This is a genomic window from Pseudomonas nunensis (genome assembly GCF_024296925.1).
Lineage (GTDB): Bacteria > Pseudomonadota > Gammaproteobacteria > Pseudomonadales > Pseudomonadaceae > Aquipseudomonas > Aquipseudomonas nunensis.
The window spans coordinates 5,694,544-5,711,263 of sequence record NZ_CP101125.1; the positions used below are offsets into that span (position 1 = coordinate 5,694,544).

General features: G+C 59.4%; 17 protein-coding genes. 15 read left to right on the forward strand and 2 right to left on the reverse strand.

Annotation, left to right across the window (positions count from 1 at the left end; all coding sequences use genetic code 11):
- The first annotated feature begins 14 nt into the window (after positions 1 to 14).
- The 15 genes from NK667_RS24990 to NK667_RS25060 all read left to right on the forward strand — a co-directional run bounded on the left by NK667_RS24990 (position 15) and on the right by NK667_RS25060 (position 14,504).
- Positions 15 to 749 carry a glycosyltransferase family 2 protein gene (locus NK667_RS24990; protein WP_054616623.1) on the forward strand — a complete coding sequence of 245 codons (735 nt, stop codon included), beginning with the start codon at positions 15 to 17 and terminating at the stop codon, positions 747 to 749.
- On the forward strand, positions 746 to 1,693 hold the full coding sequence (locus NK667_RS24995) for an LpxL/LpxP family acyltransferase (protein WP_054053170.1): 948 nt from the start codon (positions 746 to 748) through the stop codon (positions 1,691 to 1,693). The genes NK667_RS24990 and NK667_RS24995 overlap by 4 nt, the downstream gene beginning before the upstream one ends.
- Complete coding sequence (locus NK667_RS25000) at positions 1,674 to 3,218, forward strand: HAL/PAL/TAL family ammonia-lyase (RefSeq protein ID WP_054616448.1); 1,545 nt, start codon at positions 1,674 to 1,676, stop codon at positions 3,216 to 3,218. Before NK667_RS24995 ends, NK667_RS25000 begins: the two co-directional genes overlap by 20 nt.
- Positions 3,211 to 3,636 carry an acyl-CoA thioesterase gene (locus NK667_RS25005; RefSeq protein ID WP_054053165.1) on the forward strand — a complete coding sequence of 142 codons (426 nt, stop codon included), beginning with the start codon at positions 3,211 to 3,213 and terminating at the stop codon, positions 3,634 to 3,636. Before NK667_RS25000 ends, NK667_RS25005 begins: the two co-directional genes overlap by 8 nt.
- A gap of 164 nt (positions 3,637 to 3,800) precedes the next feature.
- Positions 3,801 to 4,367 carry an outer membrane lipoprotein carrier protein LolA gene (locus tag NK667_RS25010; RefSeq protein ID WP_054616624.1) on the forward strand — a complete coding sequence of 189 codons (567 nt, stop codon included), beginning with the start codon at positions 3,801 to 3,803 and terminating at the stop codon, positions 4,365 to 4,367.
- Entirely contained in the window at positions 4,351 to 6,693 is a 2,343-nt protein-coding gene (locus NK667_RS25015) for an MMPL family transporter (RefSeq protein WP_054616449.1), read from the forward strand. The genes NK667_RS25010 and NK667_RS25015 overlap by 17 nt, the downstream gene beginning before the upstream one ends.
- A complete protein-coding gene (locus tag NK667_RS25020) occupies positions 6,690 to 7,850 on the forward strand; it encodes a cation:proton antiporter (protein ID WP_054616450.1) in 1,161 nt (386 codons plus the stop codon). Before NK667_RS25015 ends, NK667_RS25020 begins: the two co-directional genes overlap by 4 nt.
- Entirely contained in the window at positions 7,837 to 9,084 is a 1,248-nt protein-coding gene (locus tag NK667_RS25025; protein ID WP_054616451.1) for an NAD(P)/FAD-dependent oxidoreductase, read from the forward strand. The genes NK667_RS25020 and NK667_RS25025 overlap by 14 nt, the downstream gene beginning before the upstream one ends.
- Positions 9,081 to 9,806 (forward strand): class I SAM-dependent methyltransferase, encoded by a 726-nt coding sequence (locus tag NK667_RS25030; protein WP_054053155.1) that lies wholly within the window; start codon positions 9,081 to 9,083, stop codon positions 9,804 to 9,806. The genes NK667_RS25025 and NK667_RS25030 overlap by 4 nt, the downstream gene beginning before the upstream one ends.
- On the forward strand, positions 9,806 to 10,426 hold the full coding sequence (locus NK667_RS25035; RefSeq protein WP_177331468.1) for a hypothetical protein: 621 nt from the start codon (positions 9,806 to 9,808) through the stop codon (positions 10,424 to 10,426). Before NK667_RS25030 ends, NK667_RS25035 begins: the two co-directional genes overlap by 1 nt.
- Positions 10,423 to 11,619 carry a beta-ketoacyl-[acyl-carrier-protein] synthase family protein gene (locus NK667_RS25040; RefSeq protein ID WP_054053153.1) on the forward strand — a complete coding sequence of 399 codons (1,197 nt, stop codon included), beginning with the start codon at positions 10,423 to 10,425 and terminating at the stop codon, positions 11,617 to 11,619. Before NK667_RS25035 ends, NK667_RS25040 begins: the two co-directional genes overlap by 4 nt.
- The gene (locus NK667_RS25045) at positions 11,616 to 12,074 is read left to right on the forward strand and encodes a hotdog family protein (protein ID WP_054053151.1); all 459 of its coding nucleotides are present in this window, start codon (positions 11,616 to 11,618) and stop codon (positions 12,072 to 12,074) included. The genes NK667_RS25040 and NK667_RS25045 overlap by 4 nt, the downstream gene beginning before the upstream one ends.
- Entirely contained in the window at positions 12,074 to 12,802 is a 729-nt protein-coding gene (gene fabG, locus NK667_RS25050; RefSeq protein ID WP_054053149.1) for a 3-oxoacyl-ACP reductase FabG, read from the forward strand. Before NK667_RS25045 ends, fabG begins: the two co-directional genes overlap by 1 nt.
- Positions 12,802 to 14,028 carry a beta-ketoacyl-ACP synthase gene (locus NK667_RS25055; protein ID WP_054616452.1) on the forward strand — a complete coding sequence of 409 codons (1,227 nt, stop codon included), beginning with the start codon at positions 12,802 to 12,804 and terminating at the stop codon, positions 14,026 to 14,028. Before fabG ends, NK667_RS25055 begins: the two co-directional genes overlap by 1 nt.
- 29 nt (positions 14,029 to 14,057) lie before the next feature.
- A complete protein-coding gene (locus NK667_RS25060; RefSeq protein WP_054053145.1) occupies positions 14,058 to 14,504 on the forward strand; it encodes a hypothetical protein in 447 nt (148 codons plus the stop codon).
- 304 nt (positions 14,505 to 14,808) lie between these two features.
- Here NK667_RS25060 and NK667_RS25065 read toward each other — a convergent pair whose 3' ends face one another.
- Both NK667_RS25065 and NK667_RS25070 read right to left on the reverse strand, forming a co-directional pair.
- Positions 14,809 to 15,687: a queuosine precursor transporter gene (locus NK667_RS25065; RefSeq protein ID WP_054053143.1), complete on the reverse strand. Its 879-nt coding sequence runs from the start codon at positions 15,685 to 15,687 to the stop codon at positions 14,809 to 14,811.
- A complete protein-coding gene (locus NK667_RS25070) occupies positions 15,680 to 16,276 on the reverse strand; it encodes a helix-turn-helix transcriptional regulator (RefSeq protein ID WP_054053141.1) in 597 nt (198 codons plus the stop codon). Before NK667_RS25070 ends, NK667_RS25065 begins: the two co-directional genes overlap by 8 nt.
- Positions 16,277 to 16,720 lie beyond the last annotated feature (444 nt).

A 16,720-nucleotide genomic window follows, 5' to 3' on the forward strand; every position in this document is an offset into this window, starting at 1 on the left:
CGGTGGGTATCAAAATGCATAACCCCTGCGCCGTCATCCCGGTCTACAACCACGAAACCGCGATCACCACCGTGGTCGAAGCCCTTCTCGCCCAAGGCTTGCCGTGCATTCTGGTGGACGACGCCAGCACCCAGGCCTGCGCAAAAGTGCTCGATCAACTGGCGCTGCGCGACAACACGCATCTGATCCGCCTCACCGTCAATCAAGGCAAGGGCGGCGCGGTGATGACCGGTTTTCGCGAAGCCGCGCGTTTGGGTTTCAGCCACGCCTTGCAGGTGGACGCTGACGGCCAGCATGACCTGGCCGACGTCGCGACCTTCCTCGAGCAATCCCGCGCCCATCCCGAAGCGGTCATCTGCGGTTATCCGCTCTACGACGCCAGCGTGCCCAAGGGTCGTTTGTATGCGCGTTACCTGACCCATGTGATGGTGTGGATCAACACCCTGTCGTTGCAGATCCGCGATTCGATGTGCGGCTTCCGCGTCTATCCATTGCCACCGACCCTGGCGCTGATCAGTTCGGCGAAGATCGGCAAACGCATGGACTTCGACTCGGACATTCTGGTGCGGCTGGCCTGGCGTAATTTGCCGATGCAGTGGCTGCAAACCAAGGTTCATTACCCGCTGGACGGCGTTTCGCATTTTCGCCTGTTCCGCGACAACGTGCTGATTTCGAGCATGCACACCCGGCTGTTCTTCGGCATGTTGCTGCGCGCTCCGGTGATCCTCTGGCGGCGGTGGCGCACATGAGCACTGAGACAGACAAAAAACACTGGGCCGACCGTGAAGAGCGCGGCAGTTTCTGGCTGATGAAATTCACCGCACTCTGCGCCAAAGTGCTGGGCCGGCGGCTGTTGAGCCCGTTGCTGTACGGCATCGTTTTGTACTTTTTCCTGTTCGGGCGCAGCGCACGCAAAAGTGCCTGGCAATACCAGCAACGCCTCGCCGACTGGAGTGGCAACAGCGAATTGCGTCCGACCCATTGGCGCGTGTTCGGCCAGTTCATGGCCTTCGCCGACTCCATGCTCGACAAGCTCGATGTATGGAACGGCAAGCTGCGCCTCGAACAGATCGAAATCATCGACCCGGCGCTGTTGCGCACTCAACTGCGCGGTGCCCGAGGGCAGATGCTGGTGGGTGCGCATTTGGGCAATCTCGAAGTCTGCCGCGCGCTGGCGGAGATCGGCGAAAAGGTCACCATGAACGTGCTGGTGCACACCAAGCACGCCGAGCAATTCAACCGATTGCTCGGTGAAGCCGGGGCGACCAATCTGCGGCTGATTCAGGTCAGCGAACTGGACCCGGTGATCATGCTTCAACTGCACGAACGCCTGGAGCGCGGCGAGTGGCTGGCGATTGCCGGCGACCGCGTGCCCTTGCATGGCGGGCGTAGCGTGACCGTGGATTTCCTCGGGCATCCGGCGGCATTCCCCCAAGGCCCGTGGCTGCTGGCCGGGTTGCTCAAGTGCAAGATCAATCTGTTGCTGTGCCTGAAGAAACCTACCGGCGATTATCGACTGACCCTCGAACCGTTCACCGAAGCGGTGGTGTGGAAGCGCAGCGACCGCGAACAGGTCATTCATCAGTGGGCCTCCCGCTACGCCGAACGCTTGGGTCACTATTGCCTTGAAGCGCCTCAACAATGGTTCAACTTTTACCCTTTCTGGAAGACCGATGACGACGCCAACGCTTGAGCCGGTAACCTTCGGCGAACTCCCTTTGCGCATCGAAGACGTGCTGGCTCTGGCCAACCGTCAGGCGCCGACCCGGTTGCAGGCTGATCCTGAATACCGCGAGCGCATCGCCAAGGGTGCGCGCTTCCTCGATTCCCTGTTGGACAAGGAAGGCGTGATCTACGGCGTGACCACCGGTTACGGCGATTCCTGCGTGGTCGCGGTGCCGCTGCATCACGTCGAAGCGCTGCCGCGTCATCTGTACACATTCCACGGCTGTGGCCTGGGCAAACTGCTGGATGCCCAAGCGACCCGCGCGGTACTCGCGGCACGTTTGCAGTCGCTGTGCCACGGCGTGTCCGGGGTGCGTGTGGAACTGCTGGAACGCCTGCAAGCGTTCCTTGAGCACGACATTCTGCCGCTGATCCCGGAAGAAGGTTCGGTGGGCGCCAGCGGTGATTTGACGCCGCTGTCCTACGTCGCCGCGACCTTGTCCGGCGAGCGCGAAGTGATGTTCCGTGGCGAACGCCGCGAAGCCGCCGATGTGCATCGCGAACTCGGCTGGACGCCGCTGGTGCTACGCCCGAAAGAAGCCCTGGCACTGATGAACGGCACCGCCGTGATGACCGGCATCGCTTGCCTGGCCTTCGCCCGCGCCGATTACCTGCTGCAACTGGCCACGCGCATCACCGCGTTGAACGTGGTCGCGCTGCAAGGCAATCCGGAGCATTTCGACGAGCGTCTGTTCGCCACCAAACCGCACCCGGGGCAGATGCAAGTCGCCGCGTGGTTGCGCAAGGATCTGGCAATCGACGCGCCCACCGCGCCTCTGCATCGCTTGCAAGATCGCTATTCCCTGCGCTGCGCACCGCATGTGCTCGGCGTGTTGGCCGACAGCCTGAACTGGCTGCGTTCGTTCATCGAGATCGAGCTCAACAGCGCCAACGACAACCCGATTATCGACGCCGAAGCCGAACGCGTGCTGCACGGCGGGCACTTCTACGGCGGCCACATCGCGTTCGCCATGGACAGCCTGAAAACCCTGGTGGCCAACGTCGCCGACTTGTTGGATCGGCAACTCGCGCTGCTGGTGGATGAGCGTTACAACCACGGTTTGCCGAGCAACCTCTCCGGCGCCAGCGCTGACCGCGCCATGCTCAATCATGGCTTCAAAGCCGTGCAGATCGGCACCAGCGCCTGGACCGCCGAAGCGCTGAAAAATACGATGCCGGCCAGCGTGTTCTCGCGCTCCACCGAGTGCCATAACCAGGACAAAGTCAGCATGGGCACCATCGCCGCCCGGGATGCAGTCCGCGTGCTGGAGCTGACCGAACAAGTCGCCGCCGCCACGCTGCTGGCCGCCAATCAAGGCGTCTGGCTGCGCAGCCAGGCCGAAGACGCACGCCCGTTGCCGCCATCACTCGCCGCCATGCACGAAGAACTGGCCAAGGACTTCCCGCCGGTCATCGAAGACCGCGCCCTGGAAGGTGAATTGCGCCTGTGCCTGAAACGGATCGCCGAGCAACACTGGAGGCTGCATGCGTAGCAAGGGAGTGCTTCACGCCGATACGGAAATCCTCGTGCCGTTCTTTGACGTCGACACCATGAACGTCGTGTGGCACGGCCATTACGTCAAATACCTGGAAGTCGCCCGTTGTGCGCTGCTGGACAAACTCGGCCACAACTACACCGCAATGGTCGAATCGGGTTTTGCCTGGCCGGTGATCGATCTGCAACTGCGCTACGTGCGCGGTGCGGTGTTCGGCCAGAAGCTCAACGTGCGCGCGAGTCTGGTGGAGTGGGAGAACCGGTTGAAGATCAACTACCTGATCAGCGACCTGCACACTGGAGAGCGCCTGACCCGCGCCAGCTCGGTGCAGGTCGCGGTCGATATGAGCAGCCGCGAGATGCAATTGGCCTCGCCGAAAGTGTTCACCGATGCTGTTGAAAGGATGCTGCCATGATTTTCCGGATATTCACCTGTAGCAGCTGGCGAAGCCTGCGTTCGGCTGCGAAGCAGTCGCCCCGCGTTTTACCTGATGCACCGCATACACAGGTTTTACGACGGCTTCGCCGCCGGACGCAGCCTCGCGGGCTCGGCAGCTGCTACGCGATTGCGGTGCTGTTGATGGTGGGTTTCGCTTCGCAGGCCCAGGCGTTCGACCTGCAACAACTCAGCGATCAACTGGCCAAGCCGGATGTGATCCACGGCAACTTCATTCAGGAAAAACACCTGCGTGCCCTGCCCCAGCCGCTGGTCAGCAAAGGCACCTTCGTCCTCGCTAAAAACCACGGCCTGCTGTGGCTGCTGAAAACTCCGCTGCAACAGGATTACCGGATCAACGCCAAGGGCATTGCCCGGCGTGACGCCAACGGCTGGCAATTGCTGCCGGGCAAGAGCGCCGGGGCCGAGCAGAACCGGTTGTTCCTCGCCGTGCTGCAAGGTGACAGCAGCGGTTTGCAACGGGATTTCGAGCTGGCGCTGAGCGGCGATGCGCAGAAATGGAAGCTGACCCTGACCCCGCGCTCGATGCTGCTCAAGCAAGTGTTCAACCAGATCAACATTGATGGTGGCGAGTTGGTGAACACCATCGAGCTGCTGGAAACCCAAGGCGACAGCACCCTGTTGCGCATGCAGGACAGCACCAGCGCCCAACCGTTGAGCGACGCGGAGCAACATGACTTTGCCGAGTGAACGGAGGCTTCCACGGCTGTTCCTGATCCTGCTGCTGGCGGTGCTCGCGCTCGCCGGTTGGCAATGGCGTGACGGCGCCCCGCTGTCGGCCAACCTGATGGAACTGGTGCCGGGCACGGCACCGGACGCGCTGGAACTGCGCGCCGAACAACGCATGCAAGAACCGCTGAACCGCGAAATGCTGGTGCTGGTCGGCCATACCGATCGCCAGCAAGCCGTGACCATGGCGCAGACACTCGGCGAGCAGTGGCAGGCCAGCGGCTTGTTCGAAAAAGTCCAATGGACCTTGCAAGCCGACCTCCCGGCCCTGCGCACGCAGTTGCTGCAAGGCCGGTTGGCGATGCTCTCGGACGTGGATCGGCAACAGCTGATCGAGCATCCCGACGCGTTCATTCAACAACGCGTACAAGCGCTGTTCGACCCCTTCACCGGCTTCAGCCTGGTGCCGAGCCAGGACGACTGGCTGGGCCTGACCGGGCGCATTCAGAACAGCCAGCCGCAACACGGCGCGGTGCAACTGGACATCGGCAGCGGCGCGTTGATTGCCGATGCCGACGGCAAGAGTTGGGTGCTGCTGCGCGCGCGCACCACCGGCAACGCCTTCGACATGAACCTGCCACTGCAAGTCGCCGATTTGCTCAAACACAGTCGCGAAGAAGCGGCCCAAGGCGACGTGCAATTGCTCGCCGCCAGCGGCTTGCTCTACGCGGCCAACGGTCAGCAACAAGCGACCCGGGAAATGACCTGGGTCGGTGGCGGCGCCACGCTCGGCATCCTGTTGTTGCTGTTGCTGGCGTTCCGGCGTTTGCGCGTGTTGCTCGCGTTCGTCCCGGTGCTGGTGGGGATGTTGTTCGGCATGGTGGCGTGCGTGGCGCTGTTCGGTCATATGCATGTGATGACCTTGGTGCTCGGCTCCAGCTTGATCGGCGTCGCTGTGGATTACCCGCTGCATTACCTGTCCAAGAGCTGGAGCCTGAAACCCTGGAACAGTTGGCCGGCCCTGCGCCTGACCCTGCCGGGGCTGACGCTGAGCCTGATCACCAGTTGCATCGGTTACCTCGCCCTGGCCTGGACACCATTCCCGGCCCTGACACAAATCGCCGTGTTCTCCGCCGCCGGGCTGCTCGGTGCTTATCTGTCGGCGGTGTGCCTGTTGCCGGCGCTGCTCAAGGGTGCGGACCTGCGCCCGGCGCAATGGCCGCTGCGAGTCGCCGAGTGTCTGGTGAACCTGCGTGAAACGCTGCTCAAGCATGTCCGCACACCGGTGTTGCTGGCGCTGTTGATTGCCTTCTGTGTTGGTGGTCTGTTGCAGCTCAGCACCAAGAATGACATTCGCCAGTGGGTCGGCATGCCACAGCATCTGACCGACGAAGCCCAGGCGATCGCGCGCATCACAGGCTTCCAGCCCACCAGCCAGTTTTTCCTGATCAGGGCCGCCAACCAGCAGGAATTGCTGGAGCGCCAGGGCGCGCTGAATGACCGCCTGGAACAACTGGTCAACCTCGACAAACTCCAGGGTTTTCTCTCCCTCAACCAACTGGTCAGCCAGCCGAGCGAACAGCAGCAAGTGCGCGAGGCGTTGAACAAACTGCCGCAGTTCTGGCAGCCATTGCTCGACGTCGGCGTGCCGGTTGAAGCGCTGCAAGCCGAGCTGACCAAGTTGCAGGCGCTGCCTGTCGAAGACATCGACGCCGCGCTGGTCGGGCCATTGGCCGAACCTTATCGCACACTGTGGCTTGGGCCGACCGATGACGGCGGCGTGGCAGCCATGGTCAGCCTGCAAGGCTTGAACAACCCGTCGCTGCTGCGGGTCCAGGCTCTGGACTTGCCGGGCGTTGAATTGGTGGATCGCCTCGGCGAACTGAACAATGTCTTCGCCCAGACCCAAATCAGCGCCGCTGAACTGAAACTCGCCTCCTGCGTGCTGATCGTACTGGTGTTGATCCTGCCGTTCGGCCTCGGCGGTGCGCTGCGGATCGTCGCGCTGCCGCTGCTCGCCGCACTGTGCAGCCTGGCGTGCCTCGGTTGGCTCGGCCAGCCGTTGACGCTGTTCAGCCTGTTCGGCCTGTTGCTGGTGACGGCCATCAGCGTCGATTACGCGATCCTCATGCGCGAACAGGTCGGCGGCGCCGCCGTGAGCCTGCTGGGCACGTTGCTGGCGGCACTGACCACTTGGCTGTCGTTCGGCTTGCTGGCGGTCTCCAGCACACCAGCGGTGAGCAACTTCGGTTTGTCGGTGAGCCTGGGTCTGGCGTTCAGCTTCATCCTCGCGCCGTGGGCCGGACGACAAGTCCACGCCGCTCCGGCCGTGGAGCAGACGGCATGATGATCGTGCTGTTCTGGGCGATGGCCCTGGGCATGTTTGCCGTCGCGACTCGCGTCGGCCGGCATTTCGGCTTAATCCCGATTGTCAGCCAGTTGCTGCTGGCGACATTCGGATTGCCGCTGTTGATGTACTTCTGGATCGAACCGGGCTGGCAGCTCAGCGGCGCGGACCTCATCTCGCCGGTATGGCTGAAAAACCTCTACAGCCTGAGTTTCGCCTTGCTGCTGGGGCACATCCTCAGCGACGTGATCGACCTGCAACTGGATCGCCAGAGCCTGAAAATCGCCCTGCCGAGTTTCTGTCTGCCGTTCGCCTGCGGTTTGGCGACGGCGGTCTGGATACTGCCGCCGCAATCGTGGCTCAGCTCGTTGGCGGTCGGTCTGGTGTTCGCCATCACGGCGATCCCGGTGTTGTACCTGTACCTGCGGCACATCAACTATCCGCCCGACGCCACCCGACGCCTGGTGCAAACCGCGATCCTGATCGACCTCACGTGCTGGACGCTGTTCGGCTTCGCTCAGGGCAGCCTGCACCTGAGCAGTCTGTTGCTGCCATTGGCCGGCGCCTGTTTGCCGGTGCTGTTGCGCTTGCTCGGTCTGCGCCAGCAGTTGTTGTACAGCGGCGGTTTCTTCGCACTGCTGGTGGTGGCCGAACACTTCAAACTGAACGCGCTTATTTTCGGCATCGGGTATCTGCTGTGCATGGCCGCGCTGAAAATCCCGCTGGTGTTGCCGTTGCCGGCGATCTGGATGCATCGCTTGCAGACCTGGATCGCTATCCCGCTGATCCTCACGTTCGGCATCGTGCAGATCAACGTGCACAGCGCCATGGCAAGCCTCGGCTGGTTGCAACTGGCGGCGCTGCTGCTGTTCCCGATCCTCAGCAAACTGCTGGGTAATTGGCTCGGTCTGGGTTGGGCCGGTGTCTCGTCTGACGGCGCCAGCCGCTGGCGCGAAAGCGTCCTGCTGAATATTCGCGGGTTGAGCGAGATCGTCTTTCTCAACCTGCTGCTGCAACAACAACTCATCAGCCCGCCGCTGTACTTCGCGCTGATGCTGATGGGTCTGATCGCCACACTGCTGCCGGCACTCGCCGGCATGCACCGAATCCCGCTGAATATCGCCGCCCCGGCAAGGAGCCCCCGTGCCAACCGTTGAAATGGAACATCGTCAGGTCGTCGTCATCGGTGCCGGTCCTTCGGGCGCCATCGCCGCCGCACTGCTCAAGCGCAAGGGTCACGATGTATTGGTGATCGAGCGCCAGCACTTCCCACGGTTCTCCATCGGCGAAAGCCTGTTGTCCCATTGCCTGGATTTCGTCGAAGAGGCCGGCATGCTCGACGCGGTGAACGCTGCCGGGTTCCAGGTGAAAACCGGTGCCGCGTTCGCTTGGGGCGATGAATACACGGCCTTCGATTTCGGCGACACCTTCAGCAACGGCAAGCCGACGACGTTCCAGGTGCAGCGCGCCGATTTCGACAAGCTGCTGGCCGATCAGGCGGCGCTGCAAGGCGTGGAATTGCGCTACGGCGAAGCCATTGTCAGCGCCGATTTCAGCCTGTCGAAACCGCAACTGAACGTGTTGCGCGAGGAAGGTAGCGAGTACCGCGTCGAGGCGGATTTCGTGCTCGACGCCAGCGGCTATGGCCGCGTGCTGCCGCGCTTGCTCGACCTGGAAGCGCCGTCGAATTTCCCGGTGCGCCAAGCAGTGTTCACCCACGTCGAAGACCACATCGACAACCCGACTTTCGACCGCACCAAAATCCTCGTCACCACCCACCCGGTCCACCGTGATATCTGGTTCTGGACGATCCCGTTCAGCAACGGCCGTTGCTCGGTGGGCGTGGTCGCTGCCGCTGAACATTTCGCCGGTCGCACCGATGATCTGGACCAGTGCCTGCGCGGTTTCATCGCCGAAACCCCAAGCCTCGCCGGCGTGCTGAACAACGCCGTATGGGACACCCCGGCGCGCACCATCGGCGGCTATTCGGCCAACGTCAAAACATTGCATGGCCCAGGCTTTGCGCTGTTGGGCAACGCGGCGGAATTCCTCGACCCGGTGTTCTCCTCCGGCGTGACCATCGCGATGCGTTCGGCGAGCATGGCCGCCGGCGTGCTGCACCGCCAATTGCAGGGCGAAAGCGTCGACTGGCAAACCGAGTTCGCCGACCCGCTCAAACGCGGCGTCGATACGTTCCGTTGCTACGTCGAAGGCTGGTACACCGGGACCTTCCAGGACGTGATTTTCCATAAGGGCAGCTCGCCGGAAATCCGCCGCATGATCGCCTCGATCCTCGCCGGCTACGCCTGGGACGAACGCAACCCGTTCGTCAGCGAAGCCAAGCGCCGGTTGAAGGTGATTTCGGAATTTTGTGCAAGGGATGCCACATGAGCTACTTGAGCGACAACTACGTCGAAGAAACCCGCTTCGGTTTCTGGTTCCTGCGCAGCCACACCTGGCAGCACCATGTATTGCGGGTCGCGATCAATGATCTGCGGGGTTTGTTCAGTGAGTCGCTGCCGAGCAATCCGGTGTTGCTGGATGCCGGTTGCGGCCAAGGCAAGTCGTTCCAGTATCTGCGCCAGGCGTTTGCACCCCAGCGCTTGATCGGTGTGGATGCGGATCCGCAGAGTTTGAATCTCAGCGCTGAGGAAGCGGCGCGTCAAGGCATGACGGTTGAGTTGATCGGCAGTGATTGCGCGACGCTCAACGTGCCGGATGCCAGTGTTGATCTGCTGTTCTGCCACCAGACTTTTCATCATCTGGTGGAGCAGGATCAGGCCCTCGCCGAGTTCTATCGCGTGCTCAAACCCGGCGGCTATCTGCTGTTCGCCGAGTCCACCGAGGCTTACATTGATACGTGGGTGATTCGCTGGTTGTTTCGGCATCCAATGCATGTGCAAAAGAGTGCGGCCGGGTATCTGGAAATGATTCGCCAGCAGGGTTTCGAATTCGGCCCGCAGAACGTGTCTTACCCGTACTTGTGGTGGAGCCGCGCCACGGATTTCGGTCTGCTTGAACGCTTTGGTTTGCGTAAGGCCAAGCCTTTTGGCCAGCGGGAAGAAACGCTGGTCAATGTGGTGGCGCGCAAGCCGCTTGAAGGTGCTGTTTGATGTCTAGCGCAATTCAACAAACCTGTGCAAATCCCTGTGGGAGCGGGCTTGCTCGCGAAAGCGGTGGGTCAGTCGACAACAGTGCTGGATGTGCCGACGCCTTCGCGAGCAAGCCCGCTCCCACAGGGTTAGTGGTGGTGCGGCGATTTTTGTTGGTGGCTTGTGCCTTGCTGTTGAGCGCTTGCGCCAGCCGCGCGCCGTTGCCTGAACACAGCCCAAGCCTCGCATTGCCGCTGCAACTACACATCCAGCGCCTGATGGCCGACGATCGCCAGGACTGGGTGTTGGTCATCCAGCAGGAAGGCCCCGCGCTGCGTTGGTCGATGATGGATTTGCTCGGCATTCCCCAAGCCCGGCAGAAGCTGGTCGGTGGTGACTGGCAGGCCGATGGTCTGCTGCCGCCGAACCCCGAGGCTCGCGAGTTGTTCGCCGCGCTGTTGTTTGCCCTGACCCCCGAAGGCGAGTTGCAAAGCAACTATCCCGCCGCGTGGCAGCATGGCGGGCAGCGCTCCTTGCCAGAACATTGGGATGTCCGTTATTCACGACCGCTGAGCTTTGAATTGAACCTGCCCAAAGGTCCGAAATACCAAGTCACGCCGCTGAGCGGAGACACGCCATGACCGCCTATTTGAACGCCTTGGGGCTGATCTGCGCCCTGGGTCGCGACAAGCAGGAAGTCGCCCGTAACCTGTTTGCCGGCGATTGCTCTGGCATGCGCAGCGAAGCCGGTTGGGTAGTGGAACGTTCGTTGCCGGTGGCCGCCGTACGCGGTGAGCTGGCGCAGATTCCACCGGAGATGAGCGAGCAACGCAGCCGCAACAATCAACTGTTGCTGGAAGCAGCGTTGCAAATTCGCCCGGAGATTGATCGCGCGATCCTGACCTACGGTCCTGGCCGCGTCGGTGTTGTGCTCGGCACCAGCACTTCGGGTATCGACGAAGCCAGTCGCGGGCTGGCCCATTACGTCCGCGAGCATGCATTTCCCGACGACTACGACTATCAGCAACAAGAACTCGGCGCCCCGGCGAATTTCCTCGCCGACTGGCTGCAATTGAGCGGCCCGGCCTATGTGATTTCCACCGCCTGCACCTCCAGCGCCCGAGCCTTGATGAGCGCCCAACGCTTGCTCGACCTGGGGATGTGCGACGCGGTGTTGTGCGGTGGGGTCGACAGTTTGTGCAAGCTGACCCTCAACGGTTTCTCGGCGCTGGAAGCGGTGTCCGAGCAGCGCTGCAATCCGTTCTCGGCGAACCGTAACGGCATCAATATCGGCGAAGCGGCGGTGCTGTTTTTGATGAGCAAAAGTGCCAGCGACGGCCAATCGATTGCCCTGCTCGGCAGCGGCGCCAGCTCCGACGCGCACCACATTTCCGCGCCGGAACCGACCGGCCGTGGTGCTCAGCAGGCGATGCATAAAGCCTTGAGCCGCGCCCATCTGCAACCGTCGCAAATCGGCTACCTGAACCTGCACGGCACCGCCACCCAACACAACGACGCCATGGAAAGCCTGGCGGTCTCGGCGCTGTTCCCGGACGGCGTGCCCTGCTCGTCGACCAAACCGATGACCGGCCACACCCTCGGCGCCGCCGGTGCACTGGAAGCGGCGTTCTGCTGGTTGAGCCTGAGCGCGGACAATCCCGCACACGCCCTGCCGCCCCACGTCTGGGACGGCCAGCCCGACCCCGACCTGCCGCCATTGAATTGGGTGACCCCGGCCCATCGCCTGGCGTCCATTGCACCCCGCTACCTGATGAGCAATTCGTTTGCCTTCGGTGGCAATAACGTCAGCCTGATTATCGGAGACGCCCCATGATTGACTGGCCGCTCGCCGAACTGCTGCCTCACGCTGGCGACATGATCCTCATCGAGCAGATCCTGTCGTTCGATGACGAGCAGATTCACACCCGCCTCACCGTCAAGCCCGGTGGCCTGTTCAATCGGCCCGACGGCAGTCTGCCGGCCTGGGTCGGCATCGAACTGATGGCCCAGAGCGTCGCCGCCTACGCCGGTTGTCACGCCCGCGCCCGTGGTGATGCGGTGGAGCTGGGCTTCCTGCTCGGCACGCGTAAATTCGAATGCAACGTCGAACACTTCCCCGCCGGCACCGAGCTGACCATCCATGGGCTGCGCTCCCTGGAAGACGACAGCGGCATGGGCGTGTTCGAATGCCACATCAATGCGCCCGGCATCCACGCCACCGCGCGCCTGAACGTGTACCGTCCGCCCCAGGCCGCGCAATATCTTCAAGAAATCCAAGGAGTCGAGTGATGACTGAATCCGTACTGGTCACCGGTTCCAGCCGTGGTATCGGCCGCGCCATCGCGTTGCGCCTGGCCCAGGCCGGGCACGACATCGTGCTGCATTGCCGCAGCGGTCTGGCCGAGGCTGAAGCGGTTAAAACCGAAGTCGAAGCCTTGGGCCGTAATGCCCGAGTCCTGCAATTCGACGTGTCCGACCGCGCCAGTTGCAAAGCCATCCTCGAAGCCGACGTCGAAACCCACGGCGCCTACTACGGCGTGGTGCTCAATGCCGGCCTGACCCGCGACGGTGCTTTTCCAGCGCTGAGCGAGGATGATTGGGATGTGGTGATGCGCACCAACCTCGATGGTTTCTACAACGTGCTGCACCCGGTGATGATGCCGATGATTCGTCGTCGCGCCGCCGGGCGGATTGTGTGCATCACCTCGGTTTCCGGGTTGATCGGCAACCGTGGCCAAGTCAACTACAGCGCCTCCAAGGCCGGGTTGATCGGCGCGGCGAAAGCGTTGGCGATCGAACTGGGCAAGCGCAAGATTACCGTCAACTGTGTCGCACCCGGCCTGATCGACACTGCCATGCTCGACGAAAACGTGCCGGTGGAAGAACTGATGAAAATGATCCCCGCACAACGCATGGGCACCCCTGAAGAGGTGGCCGGCGCCGTGAATTTCCTGATGTCGGCGGAAGCCTCGTACATCACCCGGCAGGTTCTGGCCGTCAATGGAGGCCTGTGCTGATGAAGCGCGTCGTCGTCACCGGCATGGCCGGCATCACCTCACTGGGCAGCGACTGGGCCACCATCGCCGCCAACTTCGCGGCCAACCGCAGCGGCATCCGTCGCATGGACGAGTGGGATCGGTTTACCGAGCTCAACACCCGTCTCGCCGGACCGATCGATGACTTCAAGGTCCCGAGCCACTGGACCCGCAAGCAACTGCGCAGCATGGGCCGCGTCTCGCGCCTCGCTGTTGGCGCGGCGGAACAAGCGTTGGCCGACGCCGGGCTGCTGGGCGACGAATCGATCAAGGACGGACGCATGGGCGTCGCTTGCGGTTCGTCCACCGGCAGCACCGACGAGATCAAAGCCTTCGGCAACATGCTGCTCAACTCGGTGGCGGAAGGCCTGAACGCCAACTCCTACGTGCGGATGATGCCGCACACCACGGCGGCGAATATCAGCATCTTCTTCGGCCTCACCGGCCGGTTGATCCCGACGTCCAGCGCCTGCACCAGCGGCAGCCAGGGCATCGGCTATGCCTACGAGTCGATCAAATTCGGACGCCTGCCGCTGATGCTCGCCGGTGGCGCCGAAGAACTGTGCCCGACCGAAGCCATGGTCTTCGACGCGCTCTACGCCACCAGTCTGAAAAACGACGCCCCGCAAACCAGCCCACGCCCCTACGACAAGGGCCGCGACGGCCTGGTGATCGGTGAAGGAGGCGGCATGCTGGTGCTCGAAGAACTCGAACACGCCTTGGCCCGTGGCGCGCACATCCACGCCGAACTTGTCGGCTTCGGCAGCAACGCCGACGGCCAACACACCACCCGCCCGGAACAGGCGACCATGCGCCGCGCGATGGAACTGGCCCTGGAAGACGCCGGTTTGCAGCCGTCGGACATCGGCTATGTGAACGGTCACGGCACCGCCACCGAACAGGGCGACATCGCCGAAACACTGGCAACCAGTGCGTTATTCGGCGAACACATGCCGATCAGTTCGCAGAAAAGTTTCCTCGGCCACACCCTCGGGGCCTGCGGTGCGCTGGAATCCTGGTTCAGCATCGAAATGATGAACCGCGACCTGTACGCCCACACCTTCAACCTTGACGAGATCGACCCGCACTGCGGCAAGCTCGACTACCTGCGCGGTGAATTCCGGCAGATGAGCAACCAATACGTGATGAACAACAACTTTGCCTTCGGCGGCGTCAACACCTCGCTGATCTTCCGCCGCTGGTCGTAACCGAATTAATCTGGGTCAAGGAGACCTCCATGCACTTCAAGAAACTCGCTGCCGCCGCCACCTTGCTGATCTGCGCCATCCCCGCCGTCAGCCAGGCCCGCGATACCCCGGTGTACCTGCCCTTCGACAAAGCCGTCGCCGAAGCCACCCGCACCGGCAAAATCGACGGCAGCGTCAAGTTCTACCTGGCCGGCAACAACCCGGCCGGCAACGTCACCGTCCTCACCGCCGGTTCCGTGACCAACAAAAAAACCAACGCTTTCAACAAGACCGACGCCGTCGCCTGCGAATGGGTCGCGCAATCGGCAATCATCAGCTTGTTCCAGGCTGCCAAAAGCGCCGGGGCGAATGCGGTGACCAACATTGTGAGTTTCTACAAGAGCAATGAGCGTAAAGACGCCAAGAACTATGAGTGCCACGCTGGCGCAATCATGGCCGGTGTTGCGTTGAAAGGGGATTTGGTGAAGGTTCAGTAAGAGCCTTGCTGCCCATTGAGGCAATCCTGTGGCGAGCGAGCTTGCTCGCGCTGGGCTGCGCAGCGGCCCCAAACTCTGACATTCACTGAAGATTTTGTGAGCGCTACGCACTCAAGCGGGAGCAAGCTCCCTCGCCACAATGACAAAGGGCGCCTTTCGAGGCGCCCTTTTTTGCAAGCAGGCTGGCTTGTCACCATTTACCTGTCTGACTCTGCGATAGCTGATTGCCCAGGATAGTCAGAGTCTTACAAGTCCCTTCCGGATTCACCGTTAGCATATTAAAAAGACAGGCTCACCCGTACTATTAGACCGGACGAACTTCAGCGACATACTTCTTGAATAAAGATCTTGCCCCATAAGCAGGTAAGACATTAAAAACTGCAAAACACATTTTTATGGCAATCTGAACATAAATCATGTTGAGTATTTCGCTGACTGTCATAACCTCATAAAATGCAATAAAACAAAAGATAACGCTGTCTATTATCACTGCAAAAAATGAGCTCAAGAACACCCGCAAAAACAGAAACTTAGAGCTTGTGAGCTCTTTTATTTTACACAGCAAGTAGGAATTCACATATTCAGACAAAAGAAAAGATACAGACGAGGCAACTAATACAGATGAGAAGTAGCTAATCACCTCCCCGTAGGGCAAATCTAATTTCCAGCCGGGGAGCCCTGGGAGGTAGCTAGTCGCAGCGAGCATGACTATAACAATCGCATTACTTGAGAAAGCAAACAATATAGCTTTTCTTGCAAGCCTAAAGCCATAAAACTCGTTCAACAAATCAACTATCAAGAACGTCAAGGGGTAAAGAAACACCCCAGGAGTAACAACAATATCAAACTGCTTAAAATAAACAAGCTTTGCTGCAGCGATATTTGCAAACATATAAAGAGTAAAAAGCAAAAGATTTAGAATTACATATACAGTCCAGGAACTTTCATGGCGATCAGCTATCTCGTACGCGGTCAACACAACCCCACGAGAATAGTGCTTTCTGCATACATTTTTTATTTCCGACTTATTTAGATCATCCAACATCTCACTTTTTAGTAGCTCGCCCAGCTTTATCTTTACAACTTTACCAGTGGAAAGAACCATAACAACAGCAAGGCCCTTTTCATTTTCAAACCCTAACAATCTATATTTTTTATTTTCGACGCCACTACTGCTAACCATTGAATCTTTCCTCAATCACTTCCCCCACAATACAAATTTCTTCAGACTCCAGCAAACAATCCCCGGAAATAAATAGCTTCTTAGTTGCTCTGTTGTACATCAGTTTTTCTTTATCGGTGTTCGACAAGCCTTTCTTCACTATCAATAAATCGCCTGATTCATTGGCACCGCTAATTTCGTTCTCCAGAAGCACACCAATTAAATTGCAAGCCACTCCAAAATAATATGTCAGCGGAGAAATAGTGGCCAACTCACCAATCCTCTTATCCAGACTTTGAATCAACAAGCTTTCCTTTATAATAGGAACTGCAGCAGGATTCATATTCCCTTCCAAAGAGATATTACTCTCGATTATTTCTCTCTCTTCAAAATCTACATTTTCTATCTCTTTGTACGAAACGCCAAAAAAATCGGAAATTTTGCGAATGGTGGATTGCTGTACATTTATCACTCTACCTTCTAATAGATTATATATGGTAGTTCTGGTCAACCCACTTGAATTGCACAAAGACAGCTGTGTTTCTCCACGACTCTTTATCAAATATCTGACGTTATTCTTGAGTGTTTCGGATTTTTCTTTTTTGTACATTTCACACTCACCAACTTCTTATTAGTTATTAAAATTACGAGCCCTACCCAGGCACTGATGATGACCTGCGTTAAAAGCAGAGCCTTACATATATAGCTTCCATGCAAAAAACAATGTCATAAATGCTCACAAAAACCGTTAGATAATATTTCACAACCAATCCGCGTAAAGAATTCGGAGAAAACTCCTACAGAAAGCATGAAGCAAGGACCATCTTGCGGAAAATGACCTCCGCATACCTAACGTCAAGGCTATGAAAATTTCATCGCGTGTCAGAAACCGCTGAAAACGCTCCAATTAATCATTTAACTAAACAAATGTTAACTTTTCTGATTAACCATAAGAAAATATTTAATAATAACTTTACCAACACACCAACACGCGTACAGTGACCAACCAAGTCGCCACTAACAGCATGGGACTTGTACTTATCTAACTTCGTAA

What these genes read in the sequence shown, in the direction of transcription:
- NK667_RS24990 (WP_054616623.1), top strand. Translation starts at nt 15, where the DNA reads ATGCATAACCCCTGCGCCGTCATCCCGGTCTACAACCACGAAACCGCG.
- NK667_RS24995 (WP_054053170.1), top strand. Translation starts at nt 746, where the DNA reads ATGAGCACTGAGACAGACAAAAAACACTGGGCCGACCGTGAAGAGCGC.
- NK667_RS25000 (WP_054616448.1), top strand. Translation starts at nt 1,674, where the DNA reads ATGACGACGCCAACGCTTGAGCCGGTAACCTTCGGCGAACTCCCTTTG.
- NK667_RS25005 (WP_054053165.1), top strand. Translation starts at nt 3,211, where the DNA reads ATGCGTAGCAAGGGAGTGCTTCACGCCGATACGGAAATCCTCGTGCCG.
- NK667_RS25010 (WP_054616624.1), top strand. Translation starts at nt 3,801, where the DNA reads ATGGTGGGTTTCGCTTCGCAGGCCCAGGCGTTCGACCTGCAACAACTC.
- NK667_RS25015 (WP_054616449.1), top strand. Translation starts at nt 4,351, where the DNA reads ATGACTTTGCCGAGTGAACGGAGGCTTCCACGGCTGTTCCTGATCCTG.
- NK667_RS25020 (WP_054616450.1), top strand. Translation starts at nt 6,690, where the DNA reads ATGATGATCGTGCTGTTCTGGGCGATGGCCCTGGGCATGTTTGCCGTC.
- NK667_RS25030 (WP_054053155.1), top strand. Translation starts at nt 9,081, where the DNA reads ATGAGCTACTTGAGCGACAACTACGTCGAAGAAACCCGCTTCGGTTTC.
- NK667_RS25035 (WP_177331468.1), top strand. Translation starts at nt 9,806, where the DNA reads ATGTCTAGCGCAATTCAACAAACCTGTGCAAATCCCTGTGGGAGCGGG.
- NK667_RS25040 (WP_054053153.1), top strand. Translation starts at nt 10,423, where the DNA reads ATGACCGCCTATTTGAACGCCTTGGGGCTGATCTGCGCCCTGGGTCGC.
- NK667_RS25045 (WP_054053151.1), top strand. Translation starts at nt 11,616, where the DNA reads ATGATTGACTGGCCGCTCGCCGAACTGCTGCCTCACGCTGGCGACATG.
- fabG (WP_054053149.1), top strand. Translation starts at nt 12,074, where the DNA reads ATGACTGAATCCGTACTGGTCACCGGTTCCAGCCGTGGTATCGGCCGC.
- NK667_RS25055 (WP_054616452.1), top strand. Translation starts at nt 12,802, where the DNA reads ATGAAGCGCGTCGTCGTCACCGGCATGGCCGGCATCACCTCACTGGGC.
- NK667_RS25060 (WP_054053145.1), top strand. Translation starts at nt 14,058, where the DNA reads ATGCACTTCAAGAAACTCGCTGCCGCCGCCACCTTGCTGATCTGCGCC.
- NK667_RS25065 (WP_054053143.1), bottom strand. Translation starts at nt 15,687, where the DNA reads ATGGTTAGCAGTAGTGGCGTCGAAAATAAAAAATATAGATTGTTAGGG.
- NK667_RS25070 (WP_054053141.1), bottom strand. Translation starts at nt 16,276, where the DNA reads ATGTACAAAAAAGAAAAATCCGAAACACTCAAGAATAACGTCAGATAT.